At 37.8% G+C, this 17,178-nt stretch carries 18 protein-coding genes and 1 other annotated feature; all 18 genes read right to left on the reverse strand.

Features of this window, described 5'->3' with window-relative positions:
- Positions 1 to 149 precede the first annotated feature (149 nt).
- Positions 150 to 1,457: a solute carrier family 23 protein gene (locus tag QUG14_RS10095; protein ID WP_289340395.1), complete on the reverse strand. Its 1,308-nt coding sequence runs from the start codon at positions 1,455 to 1,457 to the stop codon at positions 150 to 152.
- Positions 1,458 to 1,621: 164 nt separating this feature from the next.
- Entirely contained in the window at positions 1,622 to 2,164 is a 543-nt protein-coding gene (pyrR, locus tag QUG14_RS10100) for a bifunctional pyr operon transcriptional regulator/uracil phosphoribosyltransferase PyrR (protein WP_289340396.1), read from the reverse strand.
- 175 nt (positions 2,165 to 2,339) lie between these two features.
- Complete coding sequence (locus QUG14_RS10105; RefSeq protein WP_289340397.1) at positions 2,340 to 3,251, reverse strand: RluA family pseudouridine synthase; 912 nt, start codon at positions 3,249 to 3,251, stop codon at positions 2,340 to 2,342.
- Positions 3,223 to 3,714: a signal peptidase II gene (gene lspA / locus QUG14_RS10110; protein WP_289340398.1), complete on the reverse strand. Its 492-nt coding sequence runs from the start codon at positions 3,712 to 3,714 to the stop codon at positions 3,223 to 3,225. Before lspA ends, QUG14_RS10105 begins: the two co-directional genes overlap by 29 nt.
- An 80-nt stretch (positions 3,715 to 3,794) precedes the next feature.
- On the reverse strand, positions 3,795 to 4,091 hold the full coding sequence (locus QUG14_RS10115) for a hypothetical protein (RefSeq protein WP_289340399.1): 297 nt from the start codon (positions 4,089 to 4,091) through the stop codon (positions 3,795 to 3,797).
- A 145-nt stretch (positions 4,092 to 4,236) separates the two neighbouring features.
- Entirely contained in the window at positions 4,237 to 7,008 is a 2,772-nt protein-coding gene (gene ileS, locus QUG14_RS10120) for an isoleucine--tRNA ligase (RefSeq protein ID WP_289340400.1), read from the reverse strand.
- Between the two features lie 74 nt (positions 7,009 to 7,082).
- Positions 7,083 to 7,322 (reverse strand) — a binding site (T-box leader).
- A gap of 55 nt (positions 7,323 to 7,377) precedes the next feature.
- Positions 7,378 to 7,893 carry a DivIVA domain-containing protein gene (locus QUG14_RS10125; protein ID WP_090758091.1) on the reverse strand — a complete coding sequence of 172 codons (516 nt, stop codon included), beginning with the start codon at positions 7,891 to 7,893 and terminating at the stop codon, positions 7,378 to 7,380.
- 93 nt (positions 7,894 to 7,986) lie between these two features.
- On the reverse strand, positions 7,987 to 8,760 hold the full coding sequence (locus QUG14_RS10130; RefSeq protein WP_289340401.1) for a YlmH family RNA-binding protein: 774 nt from the start codon (positions 8,758 to 8,760) through the stop codon (positions 7,987 to 7,989).
- A gap of 28 nt (positions 8,761 to 8,788) precedes the next feature.
- Positions 8,789 to 9,052, reverse strand: coding sequence for a YggT family protein (locus QUG14_RS10135; protein ID WP_289340402.1), 264 nt, complete (start codon positions 9,050 to 9,052; stop codon positions 8,789 to 8,791).
- Between the two features lie 6 nt (positions 9,053 to 9,058).
- Complete coding sequence (locus tag QUG14_RS10140; RefSeq protein WP_289340403.1) at positions 9,059 to 9,493, reverse strand: cell division protein SepF; 435 nt, start codon at positions 9,491 to 9,493, stop codon at positions 9,059 to 9,061.
- 17 nt (positions 9,494 to 9,510) lie between these two features.
- Positions 9,511 to 10,185, reverse strand: coding sequence for a YggS family pyridoxal phosphate-dependent enzyme (locus QUG14_RS10145; protein ID WP_289340404.1), 675 nt, complete (start codon positions 10,183 to 10,185; stop codon positions 9,511 to 9,513).
- On the reverse strand, positions 10,182 to 11,006 hold the full coding sequence (pgeF, locus tag QUG14_RS10150) for a peptidoglycan editing factor PgeF (RefSeq protein ID WP_289340405.1): 825 nt from the start codon (positions 11,004 to 11,006) through the stop codon (positions 10,182 to 10,184). Before pgeF ends, QUG14_RS10145 begins: the two co-directional genes overlap by 4 nt.
- Positions 11,007 to 11,080: 74 nt before the next feature.
- Positions 11,081 to 11,350 carry a YlmC/YmxH family sporulation protein gene (locus tag QUG14_RS10155; RefSeq protein WP_289340406.1) on the reverse strand — a complete coding sequence of 90 codons (270 nt, stop codon included), beginning with the start codon at positions 11,348 to 11,350 and terminating at the stop codon, positions 11,081 to 11,083.
- Positions 11,351 to 11,451: 101 nt separating this feature from the next.
- The gene (gene sigG, locus QUG14_RS10160; protein WP_289340407.1) at positions 11,452 to 12,231 is read right to left on the reverse strand and encodes an RNA polymerase sporulation sigma factor SigG; all 780 of its coding nucleotides are present in this window, start codon (positions 12,229 to 12,231) and stop codon (positions 11,452 to 11,454) included.
- Positions 12,232 to 12,400: 169 nt separating this feature from the next.
- On the reverse strand, positions 12,401 to 13,120 hold the full coding sequence (gene sigE / locus QUG14_RS10165; protein ID WP_045515369.1) for an RNA polymerase sporulation sigma factor SigE: 720 nt from the start codon (positions 13,118 to 13,120) through the stop codon (positions 12,401 to 12,403).
- Positions 13,121 to 13,165: 45 nt separating this feature from the next.
- Positions 13,166 to 14,104: a sigma-E processing peptidase SpoIIGA gene (gene spoIIGA / locus QUG14_RS10170; RefSeq protein ID WP_289340408.1), complete on the reverse strand. Its 939-nt coding sequence runs from the start codon at positions 14,102 to 14,104 to the stop codon at positions 13,166 to 13,168.
- Positions 14,105 to 14,645: 541 nt separating this feature from the next.
- On the reverse strand, positions 14,646 to 15,779 hold the full coding sequence (ftsZ, locus tag QUG14_RS10175) for a cell division protein FtsZ (protein WP_289340409.1): 1,134 nt from the start codon (positions 15,777 to 15,779) through the stop codon (positions 14,646 to 14,648).
- Positions 15,780 to 15,821: 42 nt separating this feature from the next.
- On the reverse strand, positions 15,822 to 17,117 hold the full coding sequence (ftsA, locus tag QUG14_RS10180) for a cell division protein FtsA (RefSeq protein WP_289340410.1): 1,296 nt from the start codon (positions 17,115 to 17,117) through the stop codon (positions 15,822 to 15,824).
- Positions 17,118 to 17,178 lie beyond the last annotated feature (61 nt).

Genomic DNA, 17,178 nt, shown 5'->3' on the forward strand with positions numbered 1-17,178 from the left:
CCATCTCTACAATTTGGTAAAAAAACACCCTGATCCAAATTGATCAGGGTGCAATTGAATTTACCAAGGCCATAAATGTGCAACCACATTCTATAGTCTTAGTAATACACCCTTATAGCCTCTCTGGACTACTTTTAAAAGGTTGGTTTTTATGCAGTTTTTTGCTTTTTCTTTTTTACTGTTTGTTCAAACATATCTTCACTTACTGGTTCTTTACCAGGAAGGATTAGGTGTAAAAGAACGCCAGCGATTGCGGCAAATGCCATTCCTTGAATCTGGAAGGATTCTGAAACTTTTATAAAGGCGCCCCCAATTCCGATGACAAGAATGACTGACGATATCACCAAGTTACGATTGTTACCAAAGTCAATGTTACTGTCAACAAGCATGCGTAAACCTGATGAAGCAATAATTCCAAAGAGCAGGATGGAAACTCCGCCCATAACAGGTGTTGGTATTGTACTGATTAATGCTGTTATTTTTCCGATAAAACCAAAGATTGTCGCGAGAACTGCTGCACCTGCAATGACATACACACTGTATACTCTAGTTATCGCAAGGACACCGATATTCTCGCCATACGTTGTTTTTGGAGGTCCACCGATTAATGCAGAGATAATCGTTGCTGTTCCATCACCCAATATAGAGCGGTGTAGACCTGGTTCTTTAATGTAGTCACGTCCAACTACTTTACTAAGTACAAGCTGGTGACCAATATGTTCAGAAAGGGTTACAATCGCAACTGGTACCATCAAAAGTGCTAAATCCCAGGTTACTTTTACCTCGTAACTTACAAATGGAATGATGAATTCAGGCATTTCGAACCAATTAGCTTCCAATACCGGCTTAAAATCTACAATGCCGATTGCGAATGAGTAAAGGTATCCAATTACTATACCTGCTAGAATCGGGATAATGCTCAACATGCCGCGCATGTATATGGTGCAGATAATGGTCGCTGCTAAGGTTACCAAAGCCGCTGAGAAATGAATCAAGCTATATTCACCTGCAGGGTTATTCATTGCCATACTAACTGCTGTACCCGCGAGCGCTAAACCGATGACGATAATGACCGGACCTACAACAATCGGAGGCAGCAGATTCATGATCCATCGATGACCTGCTTTACTAATAACCAGTGCGACTATTCCGTAAACAAGACCTGCTAGGAAGGAACCAATCATTGCTCCACCTGGACCCGCTGTTGCTTTTGCTGCTATGACTGGCGCAATAAAAGCAAACGATGAACCAAGATATGCAGGCACTTGCCATTTTGTAATCATTAAGAATGCCAGTGTCCCTAAACCACTTGATATTAAGGCAATTGCAGGGCTTAACCCAACAAGATAAGGTACAAGGATAGTCGCTCCAAACATTGCGAATAAATGCTGTAAGCTTAGTGTGAGCCATTGGGCAGGATTTGGGATCTCTTTTACGTCTAGGATGGGTTTGTTCAATGTTTTCTCCTCCACAATCTCTTCTATTTTGTATGTGATTTTCCCAATAAAAAACCCTCTTTGTCAATGAGAGTACAAAGAGGGTATAGAAATGCCGTAAAAAGATTGCTACGGCGGATCCCCCCTTTTCGAGCCTCACAGGACTGCATTTAAAAGGGTACTATTTACTTTTCAAAGATACTTACTTGATCAAGCTTATCGACTTCAAGCAATTCAACGACTACTTTTTCACTACTCGAAGTTGGAATGTTCTTTCCAACATAATCTGCTCTAATTGGGAGCTCTCGGTGTCCCCGGTCGACTAGAACAGCCAGTTGTATAGAGGATGGTCGACCAAGATCCATAATGGCGTCCAGCCCTGCCCTAACCGTTCGACCTGTATATAAAACATCGTCAACAAGTATAACTTTTTTATCTCTCATTTCAACAGGAATATCTGAACCCTTTACTAATGGTTCTTGATTTTCAGTTTTCTTTGTTAAATCATCACGGTAGAGGGTTATGTCCAATTCACCAACAGGTATTGGTTTACCTTCAATTTCTTTGATTTTGGCTGCAAGTCTCTCTGCAATGAATATTCCCCTGGTCCGGATACCCACGAGTACACAATCTTCAATGCCCTTATTTTTTTCTATAATTTGGTGAGATATTCTTGTTAATGCTCTTCCAATAGCTTGTTCGTCTAATACTACCGCTTTTTGGCTCATCATTTACACCTGCCTACTATAATAAAAAAACCTCTCACCTTGAGGTGAGAGGTACAAGAAATTATTAGTATGGGCATACGTATCCCAACTAAATTATCCGTTCCTTCTCAGCCTCACAGGACTGATTTAAAGGCATATTCAACTGTTGTAATCGTACTTTAATTCGACAAATATGTCAATGATTATTTCGTAATTGTTCTAAAACCTCTTCAAATTCTTTTGGTAAGGGAGCTTCGAATTCTACGTATTCGTTGGTTCTCGGATGGTTAAATCCAAGGATTCCAGCATGTAATGCTTGTCCATTTATATCAAGTGTTTTCTTAGGCCCATACTTTGGATCTCCAGCAAGCGGGTAGCCAATATACTTCATGTGGACACGAATTTGGTGTGTTCTGCCTGTCTCGAGTTGACACTCCACAAATGTAAAATCCTTAAACCTTTCAATTACATGGAAATGAGTAACGGCATGCTTTCCATTATCCACAACAGTCATACTTTGCCGGTCCCTTGTATCTCTTCCAAGCGGTGCATCGATTGTTCCAAAATCATGCGGGATTACCCCATGAACAATCGCTTGGTATTTTCGAGTAACGGTCTTTTCCACTAATTGATTTACCAACTTTTCATGTGCCATATCATTCTTAGCGACCATTAACAGGCCTGACGTGTCTTTATCGATGCGGTGAACGATTCCAGGTCGCAAAATCCCATTAATACCTGATAGATCCTTACAATGGGCCATTAAACCATTAACAAGTGTCCCTGTTAAATGTCCAGGGGCAGGATGAACCACCATCCCACTCGGTTTATTAACCACTAAAACATCTTTATCTTCGAAATAAATATCTAAGTCCATCTCTTCTGGAATTACATCAAGTAACTCTGGATCTGGAATCGTAATCTCGATTTGATCATTTAAACTACACTTATAATTTGTTTTTATCGTTTGTCCATTTACAAGGACATTTCCTTCTTTTATCCATTGTTGAACTTGAGTCCTCGACCATTCTTCATCTAAAGTTGAAATAACTTTATCAATTCGATCACCTTTTTGCTGTTCAAGAATGGTGTGTACCATTTTCTCCATATGATTTCTCCTTTGTTTCACGCTCATCACGCAGCATTTGAATCATTAATAATACTACGCCAATGACTAAAGCCGAATCCGCAATATTAAAAACGGGGAAGTTATAATTGAAAATATACGTATGTATAAAATCAACAACTTCTTTACGCACTAAACGATCAATAAAATTACCTATTGCTCCACCAAGCATAAATGCTAAGGAAACACCTAACAACCACTTACCTTTTGCTTCTTTCTGAATGTAATAAATGATCGCAATGATTACTATTGCGGTTATCACATAGAAGAACCACATCTGTCCTTGTAAGATCCCCCAGGCTGCACCGCGATTTCGGTGAGAAGTAATATACAAAAAGTCATCAATAACTGGGATACTTTCACCAAGATGCATTTTTTTGACAATCAGCCATTTGGTTACTTGGTCTAAAAGAATAATAAAAATTGCGATTAAATAATAAAACACTAAGGAATACCTCCATCTTACGCGTTGACTTTACTTCCTTAGCATTTTAGCATAATCTATAACGAAACAACAATGGAAGGTTAAAAAAAGCCGGAAATAATTGGTTTCTTATAAAAATGCTCTAATTCATCTGTATCTTTTGATGATTTGATTGTTGGCATGATTTTTAAAAGATCGTCCGATAAAGGTTCACCAGATGTTTCACATTGTCCAAAATTCCCATCTTCTATTTTTTGAATTGCAGTGTTAATATCCGCCAGTTCATCCTCCAAAATAGGAATCATCCATACGTTTTTCTGCTTGTTTTTTAAAGATCTAATAATTTCTATTTGTGTTTTACGGAGTTCCCAAAACAGCTGTTCCTGCATCGCATTCATAGTTGTAACCTCCGTTATCTGATTTCTTATATTATCTCTCTATAAATTGGTCTGAACCGGAAAAACATTTGACATCAGCAACAATAATTAACGGAATAGGTTAAAAAATGAAAAAACCCCATGAATTAATCATGGGGCTTTGTTTTTAAGCTAAATGCGTATAGTTTTCTTTAACGACTTCTGCACAACGTGGACAAAGTGTGGGGTGGTCTGAATCTTTACCAACCTCTGGTGTTACAACCCAGCAGCGCTCACATGTTTCGCCTTCAGCTTTTGTAACAACAATGGCAGCAGTATCTAATTTAATAGCACTTTCTGGTGCTTGTTCATAGCTTCCTGCGACTTCAAATCCGGAGATAATGAATAATTGTTGTACATTCTCATTAATAGAATCCAACAAGTTCTTCGTATCCTCCGTCACATATAAGGAAACTTTTGCCGTTAATGATTTACCAATGACTTTTTGATTTCTTGCTTCTTCAAGTCCTTTTAAAACATCATCACGAAGCTTCATGAATGCGGTCCATTTTTCTTCTAAAGCGACTGCATTACTTAGTTCCTGATATTCCGGCATATCCGTTAACTGAACACTTTCTTCCGTAACAGCAGGAATGAACGTCCATACCTCATCTGCTGTATGAGAAAGAATTGGAGACACCAATTTCGTTAATGCTAGCAGTGACTCATATAAAACCGTTTGAATTGCACGGCGTTCCTGATTGTTAACTGACTCAATATAGAGTACATCCTTAGCAAAATCAAGGTAAAATGCACTTAAGTCAAGGGTACAGAAATTATTAATCGCATGATAAATACCTGCAAATTCATAATTTTCATAGGCATTCCGAACATATTTGATCAGTTTGTTTAATTTTACGAGCATAAATTGATCAACTTCACGCAGGTTTTCGTATGAAATCCTATCACTTGCAGGATTAAAGTCAGATAAGTTACCAAGCAAGAAACGGAAGGTGTTACGGATTTTTCTATAAACCTCTGCAACCTGTTTCAGAATTGCATCGGATACACGAACATCGGCTTGATAATCAACCGAAGCAACCCAAAGGCGGAGAATATCTGCACCTAATTGCTTCATTACCTTTTCAGGTACCATGACATTGCCTAATGATTTACTCATCTTTCTGCCTTCTCCATCTAAAGCAAATCCATGACTTAAAACACCTTTATATGGGGCTTTGCCTGTTACCGCAACGGCAGTTGATAAGGATGAGTTAAACCAACCTCGATATTGGTCTGAACCTTCTAAATATAAATCAGCAGGTCGCACTAAGTCTTCTCTTTCAAGAAGAACGGCTTGATGCGATGACCCAGAATCGAACCAAACATCCATGATATCTGTTTCTTTTGTAAACAATCCATTTGGACTTCCTGAATGTGTAAAGTCTTCTGGCAATAGGGCCTTCGCTTCACGCTCAAACCAGATATTTGAACCATGTTCACGGAACAAGCTAGAAACATGATCAATCGTTTCATCTGTAATGATTTCTTCCCCATTTTCGGCATAAAACACTGGGATTGGAACTCCCCATACGCGTTGGCGTGAAATACACCAATCACCACGGTCCCTTACCATATTAAACAAACGAGTTTCACCCCAAGCAGGTACCCATTTTGTTTCTTTAACGGCATCAAGTAATTCATCACGGAAATCCTTAATGGATGCAAACCATTGTGCCGTTGCTCGGAAAATAACCGGCTTCTTTGTTCTCCAATCATGCGGATAGGAGTGAGTAATGAACGAAAGCTTTAAAAGTGCCCCTGCCTCTTCCAATGCTTGAGAAATCGGCTTATTTGCACTATCGTAAAATAATCCTTCAAAACCTGGTGCTTCACTCGTCATTACACCTTTATCATCAACAGGGCAAAGTACTTCAAGTCCATACTTCTGTCCGACATGGAAGTCATCCTCCCCGTGTCCAGGTGCCGTGTGAACACAACCAGTTCCCGCATCTGTAGTGACGTGTTCACCCAACATTACTAAGGAGTCACGATCATATAATGGGTGTGATGCAAGGATATTTTCTAATTCATTTCCTTTTACCTTTTGAATAACAGCCGCATCTTCCCAGCCTACTTCCTTCGTCACTGCTTCAAGTAGTGCTTCTGCTACTAAGTACTTGTTTTCTTTTACTGCAACTACTACATAAGATAGGTCTGGATGTACCGAAATTCCTAAGTTAGCTGGAATCGTCCAAGGTGTTGTCGTCCAGATGACAATTTGAACATCTGTATCAAGAACTCCTCTTCCATCCTTAACCTTAAATCCTACATAAATAGAAGGCGACTTTTTATCCTGATATTCAATTTCTGCTTCAGCAAGAGCAGATTCACTTGACGGGGACCAATATACAGGCTTAAGACCTTTATAAATATAGCCTTTCTTTGCCATTTCCCCAAAGACTTTAATTTGCTGTGCTTCATATTCTGGCTTAAGAGTAATGTATGGATTTTCCCAATCACCACGAACTCCGATGCGTTTAAATTGTTCACGCTGATTGCTGACTTGTTCAAGGGCATATTTTGTACATAGTTGACGGAATTCAGCTACCGTCATCTCTTTACGTTTTACTCCCTTATTGGTTAATGCCTGCTCAATTGGCAGCCCATGTGTATCCCAGCCGGGTACATATGGTGCATGATAGCCGCTCATTGATTTAAAGCGAACAATAAAGTCTTTTAATACTTTGTTTAGGGCGTGACCCATATGAATATCACCATTTGCATATGGAGGTCCATCATGGAGCACAAACATTGGACGACCAGCAGTTCGTTCCTGAACCTTTTTGTAAATATTCATTTCTTCCCACTTAGCCTGAATATCAGGCTCTCTTTGTGGAAGATTGCCACGCATTGGAAATTCAGTTTTTGGCATTAGTAACGTATCTTTATACTCCATTTTCTTATTCCTCCTGTAATACTCATCATAAACAGAATTGCCAATAGACAAATAAAAAAACCCTCTCATCCCATAAAAGGGACGAGAAGGTTTTAATTCCCGCGGTACCACCCTGATAGATCGTACATAAAGTACTATCCTCTTTGAGATTCGTAACGTGAATAACCCGCCATAACTTACACTTCTTTAAAAAAGAGTTTCAGCCTGGGACTCAAGGGTGATCTTCCAATTTCTCACTTTTCCCAGGCTTCCACCATCCCCGGTTCGCTTTAAAAGTTTTTGAAAAATTGTACTGTCCCTCTCATTGTCATGTTCATTCTATTCTTATTTATCCTGTTAAAAAATTATATGCGAATTAATACCAATTCGTCAAGCTAAGGAATCTTCTTCTTGGTGGATTTTTAATTCAGTTGCATCCACTTCATATTCTAATAAATGATCCCAGTCATCTGTATTAAGCATATCTAGCTGAGCTTCAATCAACATTTTAAAACGTGTACGGAATACTTTTGATTGCTTTTTCAAATCCTCAATTTCTAGCGCTATCTTTCTAGCTTTTGAAAGAGACTCATTGACAATACGGTCAGCATTCTTTTCAGCTTCCTTGATTATGAGCTTGGCTTCCTTTTGAGCATTCCGTTTTACATCTTCCCCAGCTTCTTGAGCAATAATTATAGACTTGTTTAATGTTTCTTCAATATTTACAAAATGACCAAGACGGTCCTTCATTTCATTCAATCGTTCTTCTATTTCTTTCTTTTCGCGAAGGACTAATTCATAATCCTTTATGACTTGGTCTAAAAATTCATTTACCTCGTCTTCATCGTAACCACGAAAACCTTTATTAAATTCTTTATTGTGAATATCTAACGGCGTTAACGGCATGATGCCACCTCCAGGAATCTTCTTGTGTATGTATTTTAATGTATAAAGAAAATATTCGACAAAGTTTTCGAAAATCCTGCTAAATTATAAAATTTATTTTTGCTTTCCGACAACAATTCTCCATTTATCTTTTTTTGTTCTTCCTTCAATTGACAATATTTTCACTCTGCCATAGCCTCTAACTGACAACAAGTCACCTTCAGCGCATTCAAAGGACACATTTTCATTGGATGTCCAGTTCACTTTCACCAATCCTTGTTGAATGAAAAGTTGAGACTTTTGCCTGGATATATGATGTATCCCAGAAATAATCGTATCGAGCCGTAATGAGGACACCGTGACGGCTTGTTCCATCCATAATTCATCCGTTGTAATGGCTTCTTCAAGTGCTAGCTCTTTTAAGCGTATTGACGCCCTTCCAATTGATTCTAAATTACTTTTAAGATAGTCACTAATTTCTGATGCAGCGAAAAATTGAACTCGTCCATCTTTCATAAGGATGTCGCCAAATTTACCCCGTTTTAATCCTAATGACATAATAGAACCTAGTACTTGTGGATGTTCAATCGATACAAACTTAATGGGATAATCGATTTCAAAGAGATTAATTTGAAACTCCTTTTCTGTTGGCAGGAAATAATCCGGCATAATTAATGCCCTTTTTCTTTCACCTTCAGAAATACCTCCAAATAACTTGTATGTTATACTTCCATTCTCACCAATTAAGGTTTTTAAAATATGCTGCTCTCTTGGATCGAGGAAATCCGTTAATTTAGGTGAATAACTGGATTCAACATAATCCTTCCAAGATAATACTTGATCAATAAAATCCCGTTCTTCGGGGCGAAAATGCTGATAAATATTCATGTTTAACTCCTAGGCCGAATAGGCATAATTAAGAAATTAAGTTTTGTATCACTCTTAAACCATGAGGAGCAAAAGATAAAACTAAGAATGCTGCTAAAGGAGAAAGGTCCATCATACCAATTGGTGGAATGATTTTTCTAAATGGTTCTAGGAACGGCTCACATAACTTGCCAAGAATTGCTCCAAATTGCGAATCTCTCATATTCGGGAACCATGATAAAAGGATATAGATGATAAGCATCCATTTATATATTCCAAGTAATTGGACCAAAAGATTAAAAATCATATCCATTTTTTATTACCACCTCGTATCATGATATTCTTGTTCTTTTACTAATTCAGAAATATTGCCAGAAATCTCAACATTATCAGGAGTACATAAAAATATGCTTGAGCCAATCTTTTGAATATCACCGCTTAATGCATAGACTGCTCCACTTAAAAAGTCGACAATTTGTCTTCCCTCTTCGTGCCCAATACGTTGTAGATTTACGACAACAGCCCGGCGGTTTTTCAAATGATCTGTAATATCCTGAGCCTCCGCATATACTCTTGGTTCTACTAAAATTACTTTTGATGATTTTTGTACACTCTGTAAACTTACAACATTTTGAGGTTTCAATGGCTGTTTTTGAGGTTTTATTGGTTCAATCTTTTCATACTCATCCTGATTATTATCATCATAGTCATCATCTAAAAAGAAAAATGTTTTTAATTTTGATTTAATCGTCATCTTTATTTCCTCCTCACTCAAGCCTCACCGACAAGTGCAGTTCCTATTCTAATCATCGTTGCGCCCTCTTCTATGGCAATCTCAAAGTCGTTTGACATCCCCATAGAAAGTTCACCACACGGCGCAAAATCAAGATCCAAATTCTTTATCTGTTCACGAAGTTCTCTTAACTTACGAAAACATGCTCTTAGATTCTCTTCATCATCGGTGTATGGGGCCATTGTCATTAACCCTTCAATACTAATATTCTCATAAGGACGAAGATTTTTGATAAAGTCCATGACATTCTCAGGTGCGAGACCATGTTTTGATTCTTCCCCGGAAACATTCACTTGTACCAGGCATTTAATCTTTTTCAAAGCACGTTTATTAATTTCCTCTGCTAATGAAATTCGATCCAAAGAGTGAATATATTCTACCTTATCAATAATATTTTTGACTTTACGTGTCTGAAGTGTTCCGATAAAATGCCATAAGGGCTTGTCCCCTAAAACATCCCATTTTGCTAAAAGGCCATCATCTCGGTTTTCACCTAGATTTAGTATACCAGCTACTATCGCTTCATTAGCTCTTTCAATGCTGACATATTTGGTAACGGCAATCAGTTTCACTTCATCAGGAGTCCGATTTACCTTTTGGCAAGCATTATTTACTTTCTGTCTAATATGTATGAGGTTTTCTGCTACCTTCATTCGGAGGTCTCCTTCCATCCTATAAAACTTAACATTCTTCCTGTTTTTCCTTGATCCCGGCGATGCGAAAAAAATATGGAATGGTCACAACTTGAGCATAGTTTAGAAATATGAATATTTTTTTCAGGGACCCCTGCATTTAGAAGAATCATTTTATTCATTTTTCGTAGATCTAGTGTATATTGACCTTCTTGTATTAAATTATATGGTTTTTTTTCGACATCTACTAGTGTATTTTCTACAAAGTTAATTACATAATCATTAACAATATAACATTTTTCACAAATGGATGGACCTATTGCTACAAAAATTTGATTGGGAGCAATTCCTTCTCCTTCCCATTTCACAACCATTTCTCTCGCAATTTCATTTACAGTTCCCTTCCATCCTGCATGTGCAGCACCAATCATTCTATGCTTCGGTGCAATAAAAAAAAGAGGGACACAATCTGCATAGCAAAGAGTTAATAAAATTCCCTCTTCATTTGTATAAAACCCATCAGTCCCTTTAAAAGCATTATCATAGGAATTTGATCCATGACCTCGGTCAGTTCTATTGACTTTTCTAATTAAAGTATCATGGGTCTGTTCTGCCCCTACCCAATGCTTTAATGGAAATTGTAATAGATTAGCCAGTTTATCCCTGTTAGAACAAACAGTTTCTTTCAGGTCTCCCACATGAAAGCCCATGTTAAGATTATCAAAAAATCCTGTGCTGTTCCCGCCATTCTTGGTAGTTATTCCTGCAACAAGCCCAGGAAATTGATCCATCCAATTTTTTATTGAAAAATATGATTGATCTTCATTTATAAAGGGTTCCATAAGCAAAACCTCATTTGTTTTTTTCTAGTTTACCATGAATTGTATAAATGGTCACCGTATGATGATGGTGTTATCTATACTTCCATTTCTTCAGTAGACCTTTCTTCAATACTTTTGTATCTGACCAGTATTACATCTTGACCAATTTTTATAATATTTTTCCAAGGAATAATGATATCTTCTTCCCGGCCAAAAAAACCCAAAACTTTCCCGTTTCCAGTAACAATAACCGCTTCAATTTTACCTGTAGTAAGATTAATTTCAATATCACCAATGTTTCCAAGCTTTTTTCCATCAGAAACATTCACCACATCTTTAATCTGAAATTCAGAAATTTTCACCATAGCTCTCACTCCCACATTTTTATCTAATGAAAATATATGATTTGATTGGTTAATTTATCTGTAAATGACTCAAAAAAATAAAGCTGCCCCAATGGACAGCTTTAACTTTGAATGTTTTTATTCATTTGTTTGATTGCTGCTTTTTCTAAACGTGAAACCTGAGCTTGTGAAATTCCAATTTCATCGGCTACTTCCATTTGTGTTTTGCCCTGGAAGAAGCGTTTTCTTAGAATTAACTTTTCACGTTCATTTAATCGTCGCATGCCTTCTTTTAGCGCAATTTCCTCAATCCAGTTGATATCTTTATTTCGTTCATCGCTTAATTGATCCAACACAAAGATAGGGTCGCCACCATCGTTATAAATCGGTTCAAACAGTGACACAGGATCTTGGATAGCGTCTAACGCAAAGACTATTTCTTCGTGAGGGACCTCTAATACTTTTGCTATCTCCTCGGCAGTTGGTTCTCGTGAAGTTTCACTCATTAATCGTTCCCTTACTTGAAGTGCCTTATAAGCGATATCTCTTAAGGACCTTGATACGCGAATAGGGTTGTTATCGCGCAGGTACCTGCGTATTTCGCCAATAATCATTGGTACGGCATAAGTGGAAAACTTTACGTTTTGACTTAAATCAAAGTTATCAATCGATTTCATAAGCCCAATACAGCCAACCTGAAACAGATCATCAACAAACTCGCCTCGGTTGTTAAACCGTTGAATGACACTTAGTACGAGTCGTAAATTTCCGTTGACGAGTTTTTCTCGTGCTGTAATATCGCCCTCTTGCATTTGCTTGAAGAGTAATCTCATTTCTTCATTTTTTAATACAGGAAGTTTTGATGTATCTACGCCACAAATTTCAACTTTATTTCGAGTCAATCCCTTTTCCCTCCTCATAGGAGTTGCTGTACAAAAAACAGTATTTCCTTGAGAAGGAAAAATATGCACTTGTACTAACGGGGAAATTGTCATGAAAATGTCGAAATATGCGATAATGTCTCTAGTTTCAATGGTCTAACAGCGAGAAAAAATTTCTTTTCTAACCAGATTAAACCATCTTATTAAATTCTTTTCGCAATCTTTTAATAATTCTTTTTTCCAGTCTGGAGATATACGATTGAGAAATACCCAGCATATCAGCTACATCTTTCTGTGTCTTTTCTTCTCCATTTGTCAGACCAAAGCGCAGCTCCATAATTTGCTTTTCCCTATCTGTTAATTGGTGTAATGCCTTGGTTAGTAATTTTCTATCTACATTTGCTTCTAAATCCTTTGTAATAATATCATCATCTGTCCCCAAAACATCTGACAATAATAATTCATTCCCGTCCCAATCAATATTTAATGGTTCATCAAAGGAAACTTCTGATCTTATTTTATTATTTCGACGCAAATACATAAGAATTTCATTTTCGATACACCTGGATGCATATGTAGCCAACTTAATTTTTTTCTCAGGATTAAAGGTGTTGACCGCTTTAATTAAGCCAATTGTCCCAATACTAATTAAGTCCTCAATATTAATGCCCGTATTCTCAAATTTTCTAGCGATGTACACAACCAGTCTTAGATTTCGTTCAATTAATATTGATCTCGCTGCCTTATCACCACCTGGAAGCTTATTTAAAAGCAGCTCTTCTTCATCCTTACTTAAAGGAGGCGGTAAGGCTTCGCTGCCGCCAATATAATAAACTTCATCACTCTTAATTCCTAATTTGATTAGTATCTTATACCAGTAGTAGGATAAGCGAAGTCTCCATTTTTTCACGCAAGTTCCTCCTTCTAAAATATGTTTTCTACGAGTATAGTATTATTAGCTTACTTTTACGGAATCATCATGCTGTTTAGGTCCGGTGAGCATTTTGGGATGAACAATGCATTGAAAAGCATCATCGGCAGATAATTGCTGCATAGTAAACGATACAAGACCTTTTTCACATAAGTAACTTTCGTCCTTTGTATCAATTATTATTAAGTCAGGCTTAACGGCAACGATGAGCTGATGCTCTTGTCCTACCACCCGGCAAGGTACAATCCTTAGTCTATTTTGCCATTCCACCGGAAATTCTACATTTCCAAGAATTAGAGATTCGGGATCGACAGCCATCTTTTTTATCGGTTCTGCCATACTTTCTAACATATTCTTGATAGAGACAAACATCACTGGAAGTTTAGATAATGGATCATAGAGTTGATTTCCACTATCGACAAGTCCTTTAAAAGTAAATGAATCATCATTTATTTTTAGAGTGACCTTAACAATCTGATCAAATTGGATTTTCGTCATTTCCATACTCTCAATATTTCTTCTTGAGAAATGCCATGCAAGTGGGAAACCTAATAAAACAAAAAGCCAGCTGATCGGATCACCAAATCCTGTAACATTGGCAATCATTACTTTTGTTGACATTTCAGAATCAAACTGTACAAAATAATGGGTTCCAATCAATGCTCCACCAATAAGAAATGTTGTCACATAAAGTGTCATTAATGCCTTAACGAAAAAAGATAATCGCTTATAACCAAATACCACTAAAACCATTACGACCGAAAATAACAGTTTTGATATCGGATGGTTGGAATAGGTATGTAATGGTGTAAACGATAATAAGATGATTAATGAACCAATAAAACCTCCTGCTAATAACCTCCATATCCGGATTCGTCTTTTTAGAAAAATGGCTGATAGATACAGGAGAAGGCTATCAAATAATAGATTAAGTGCCCAAATAACATCTAAATAAACAGACAACCAGTTTCCCCCTTTTAATGTCACAAGCTTTTAGTAGCTTTATGGATTATACATAAGGGTGTATCACCATTCATTTCTATTAATCTGTTTACGGAAAAGTATAACCTACTTGATGGGCTAAAGTGTGTCACTTTCTGTAATGAAAAAACAGAAATTTTCACTATTAACAACGTATTTTGTCTAATTTCATTTTATTGTTATGGCTGTGTAAATGGGTCTGTTGATTTCCTCTCCACTAAGGAAAGCTTCTTTGATTAAGCACCTCAGTGACAGGCGGTCTTTGCCTGTCACGAGGCAACTTCGCTTTCCGCGGGCGTGCCAGGGAGCCTCCTCGGCGCTGAAGCGCCTGTGGGGTCTCCACAGCCCCGTACTCCCGCAGGACATTGATATACTTCCTTGAATTCTCCCACGCACGAAGAAAATGCGATAGCATTTTCGAGGAGTCTTCGTGCCTTCCGCTCAAATCAACAGGGAACCAAAATACTACCATATTCAGCCTAACAAAAAAGGCATAGTCCTATTTGACCATGCCTTTTTCTTATTATCTTCTTCGATTTCTGTTACGTAGAAATGTTGGTATGTCAAGTGTTTCATCTTGCGGAGCATTGTTATGGCGAACAGGTTCTTGTGGAGCCTCTTCACGTTTTTGCTCTCTTTTAACTGTGCCCATTTGTGGTTTTGCTTGACCAAATGCTGGACGTGTTGTCTTTGGCTGGATTACTTCCTCGTTAAAACCAGTTGCAATCACAGTTACGATGATTTCATCTTTATGATTTTCATTAATTACAGATCCGAAAATCATGTTTACTTCTTGATCGGATGCTGTCGCCACAATATCAGCAGCTTCTTGAACTTCATAAAGACTCAAGTTACTGCCGCCAGTGATATTCATCAGAACTCCTTGTGCGCCATCAATAGACGTTTCTAACAACGGAGAACTAATTGCTTTCTTAGCAGCTTCAGTTGCACGGTTTTCACCCGTCGCCATCCCAATTCCCATTAGAGCAGAACCTTTGTTTGACATAATTGTCTTCACATCTGCAAAGTCCAAGTTAATTAGACCAGGGACTGCTATTAAATCCGAAATACCTTGTACACCTTGACGAAGCACATTGTCCGCTTCACGGAATGCTTCAAGCATTGGAGTACTTTTATCTACAATTTCAAGAAGGCGGTCATTCGGAATTACAATCAACGTATCAACAGCTTCTTTCATCGCACCGATTCCACCTGCTGCTTGGTTAGAACGTTTTTTACCTTCAAATGTAAACGGACGTGTTACTACACCAACCGTTAATGCACCTAAATCACGAGCAATTTGGGCAATAACAGGTGCCGCGCCGGTTCCTGTTCCGCCACCCATGCCCGCAGTAACGAACACCATATCCGCACCACGTAGTGCGTCTTCTAATTGCTCTTTACTCTCTTCTGCAGCTTTTTTACCAACTTCAGGATTAGCTCCTGCTCCGAGACCTCTTGTTAATTTTGAACCAATTTGCATTTTTACCTCTGCTTTTGAAAGGTTTAATGCTTGTGCATCGGTATTAACCGCGATGAATTCTACCCCTTGAACACCATGTTCGATCATTCGATTTACTGCGTTGTTTCCTCCGCCGCCAACCCCAATAACTTTTATTGTTGCAAGAGAATCTAAATTTGTATCAAACTCTAACATGACAAATCCTCCTAATTCGTCGATAATCCTTTTCGTTCTTGCCTATTCGAAAAAGAGACCAAGGAATTTTTTTACTTTTGATGACATCTTATCTTCCGGATGTTTTTCTGGTTTAGCTTTAGGTTGTTGTTGTTGTTGTTGTTGTTTTTGAACTTTCTTCTCGATTGGTTCAGAAACAGGTGTTGAAGCGACGAAGGTCCCACCTGGTAATCTAGTATTCTTGTATGCATATTTAATTAAACCAACCGCAGTTGTATACTGAGGTTCTCTTACTCCAATATAATTGGGAACGGCTTTGCGAACTGGGCTTTGGAAAATTGACTGGGCTAATTCTAATATGCCTTGCATATTAGCAGTACCACCTGTAAATACAAATCCTCCTGGTAAATCATTTATACCTAATCGTTTCAATTCATGTGCAACCAATTCAAAGATTTCTTCCATGCGTGCTTCTATTATTTCAGATACATATAACTGATTAAATTGTTGATGTTGATCACTTCCGATAATTGGAACACTAAAGAACTCATCTTCAGAAGCATCATCGTAAAAAGCATGTCCGTATTTTACTTTTATTTTTTCGGCATCCTCGGTAGAAGTATGTAATACCTTAGAAAGATCATTCGTAATAAGATCTCCGCCTACAGGAATCACACTTGTTGCCGCCAAAAATCCTTGTTCAAAATATGCAATGGTAGTAGAACCCCCACCTAGGTCGACTAAAGCCACTCCTAAGTTTTTCTCATCTTTTGAAAGGGCGTAATCTCCAGCTGCAAGCGGCTGAAGAATAATATCCGTGATTTCTAACCCTGCACGCTCGACACATCGCAATGTATTGGTAATGATAGCATTAGAACCAGTAATCAGTGTCCCTTCCACTTCCAAACGAACACCTATCATGCCACATGGGTTATTAATTTCATCCTTACCATCAAGGATAAATTGTTTACGTATAACCCCAATAATTTCTCTATCTTGAGAGATAGAAACAACTTGTGCCTCGTCTATTACCCGTCTAACATCTTCATTAGTGATTTCACGATTTTGACTGGAAACTCCTACAATTCCACGACATGGTTCAAGAGCAACCTGATTGCCTGAAATTCCAACAATCACTTGTCGTATTTCCATTCCAATCATTCTTTCAGCTTCTTCGATCGCACGTTTAATAGAATGAACGGTATCATTGATGTCAATGATAGAACCCTTACGTAATCCTTCAGACTTTACATTTCCAACACCAATTATATTTATCGAGTCGTTGACAATTTCACCAATGATTACTTTTACACTGGATGTACCGATGTCAAGACTTACATATATTTCATTGCTGTTCATTCTTTGGCACCTCCTTAGCATTCCTTCAGTCGAACAACAATTATTTTGCATAAGATATACT

This window comes from Neobacillus sp. CF12 (genome assembly GCF_030348765.1).
Taxonomy (GTDB): domain Bacteria; phylum Bacillota; class Bacilli; order Bacillales; family Cytobacillaceae; genus Neobacillus.

Coding starts and splice junctions, on each gene's coding strand:
- pyrR (WP_289340396.1), bottom strand. CDS start 2,164: ATGAGCCAAAAAGCGGTAGTATTAGACGAACAAGCTATTGGAAGAGCA.
- QUG14_RS10105 (WP_289340397.1), bottom strand. CDS start 3,251: ATGGAGAAAATGGTACACACCATTCTTGAACAGCAAAAAGGTGATCGA.
- QUG14_RS10115 (WP_289340399.1), bottom strand. CDS start 4,091: ATGAATGCGATGCAGGAACAGCTGTTTTGGGAACTCCGTAAAACACAA.
- ileS (WP_289340400.1), bottom strand. CDS start 7,008: ATGGAGTATAAAGATACGTTACTAATGCCAAAAACTGAATTTCCAATG.
- QUG14_RS10125 (WP_090758091.1), bottom strand. CDS start 7,893: ATGCCGTTAACGCCGTTAGATATTCACAATAAAGAATTTAATAAAGGT.
- QUG14_RS10130 (WP_289340401.1), bottom strand. CDS start 8,760: ATGAATATTTATCAGCATTTTCGCCCCGAAGAACGGGATTTTATTGAT.
- QUG14_RS10135 (WP_289340402.1), bottom strand. CDS start 9,052: ATGGATATGATTTTTAATCTTTTGGTCCAATTACTTGGAATATATAAA.
- QUG14_RS10140 (WP_289340403.1), bottom strand. CDS start 9,493: ATGACGATTAAATCAAAATTAAAAACATTTTTCTTTTTAGATGATGAC.
- QUG14_RS10145 (WP_289340404.1), bottom strand. CDS start 10,185: ATGAAGGTAGCAGAAAACCTCATACATATTAGACAGAAAGTAAATAAT.
- pgeF (WP_289340405.1), bottom strand. CDS start 11,006: ATGGAACCCTTTATAAATGAAGATCAATCATATTTTTCAATAAAAAAT.
- QUG14_RS10155 (WP_289340406.1), bottom strand. CDS start 11,350: ATGGTGAAAATTTCTGAATTTCAGATTAAAGATGTGGTGAATGTTTCT.
- ftsZ (WP_289340409.1), bottom strand. CDS start 15,779: ATGTTAGAGTTTGATACAAATTTAGATTCTCTTGCAACAATAAAAGTT.
- ftsA (WP_289340410.1), bottom strand. CDS start 17,117: ATGAACAGCAATGAAATATATGTAAGTCTTGACATCGGTACATCCAGT.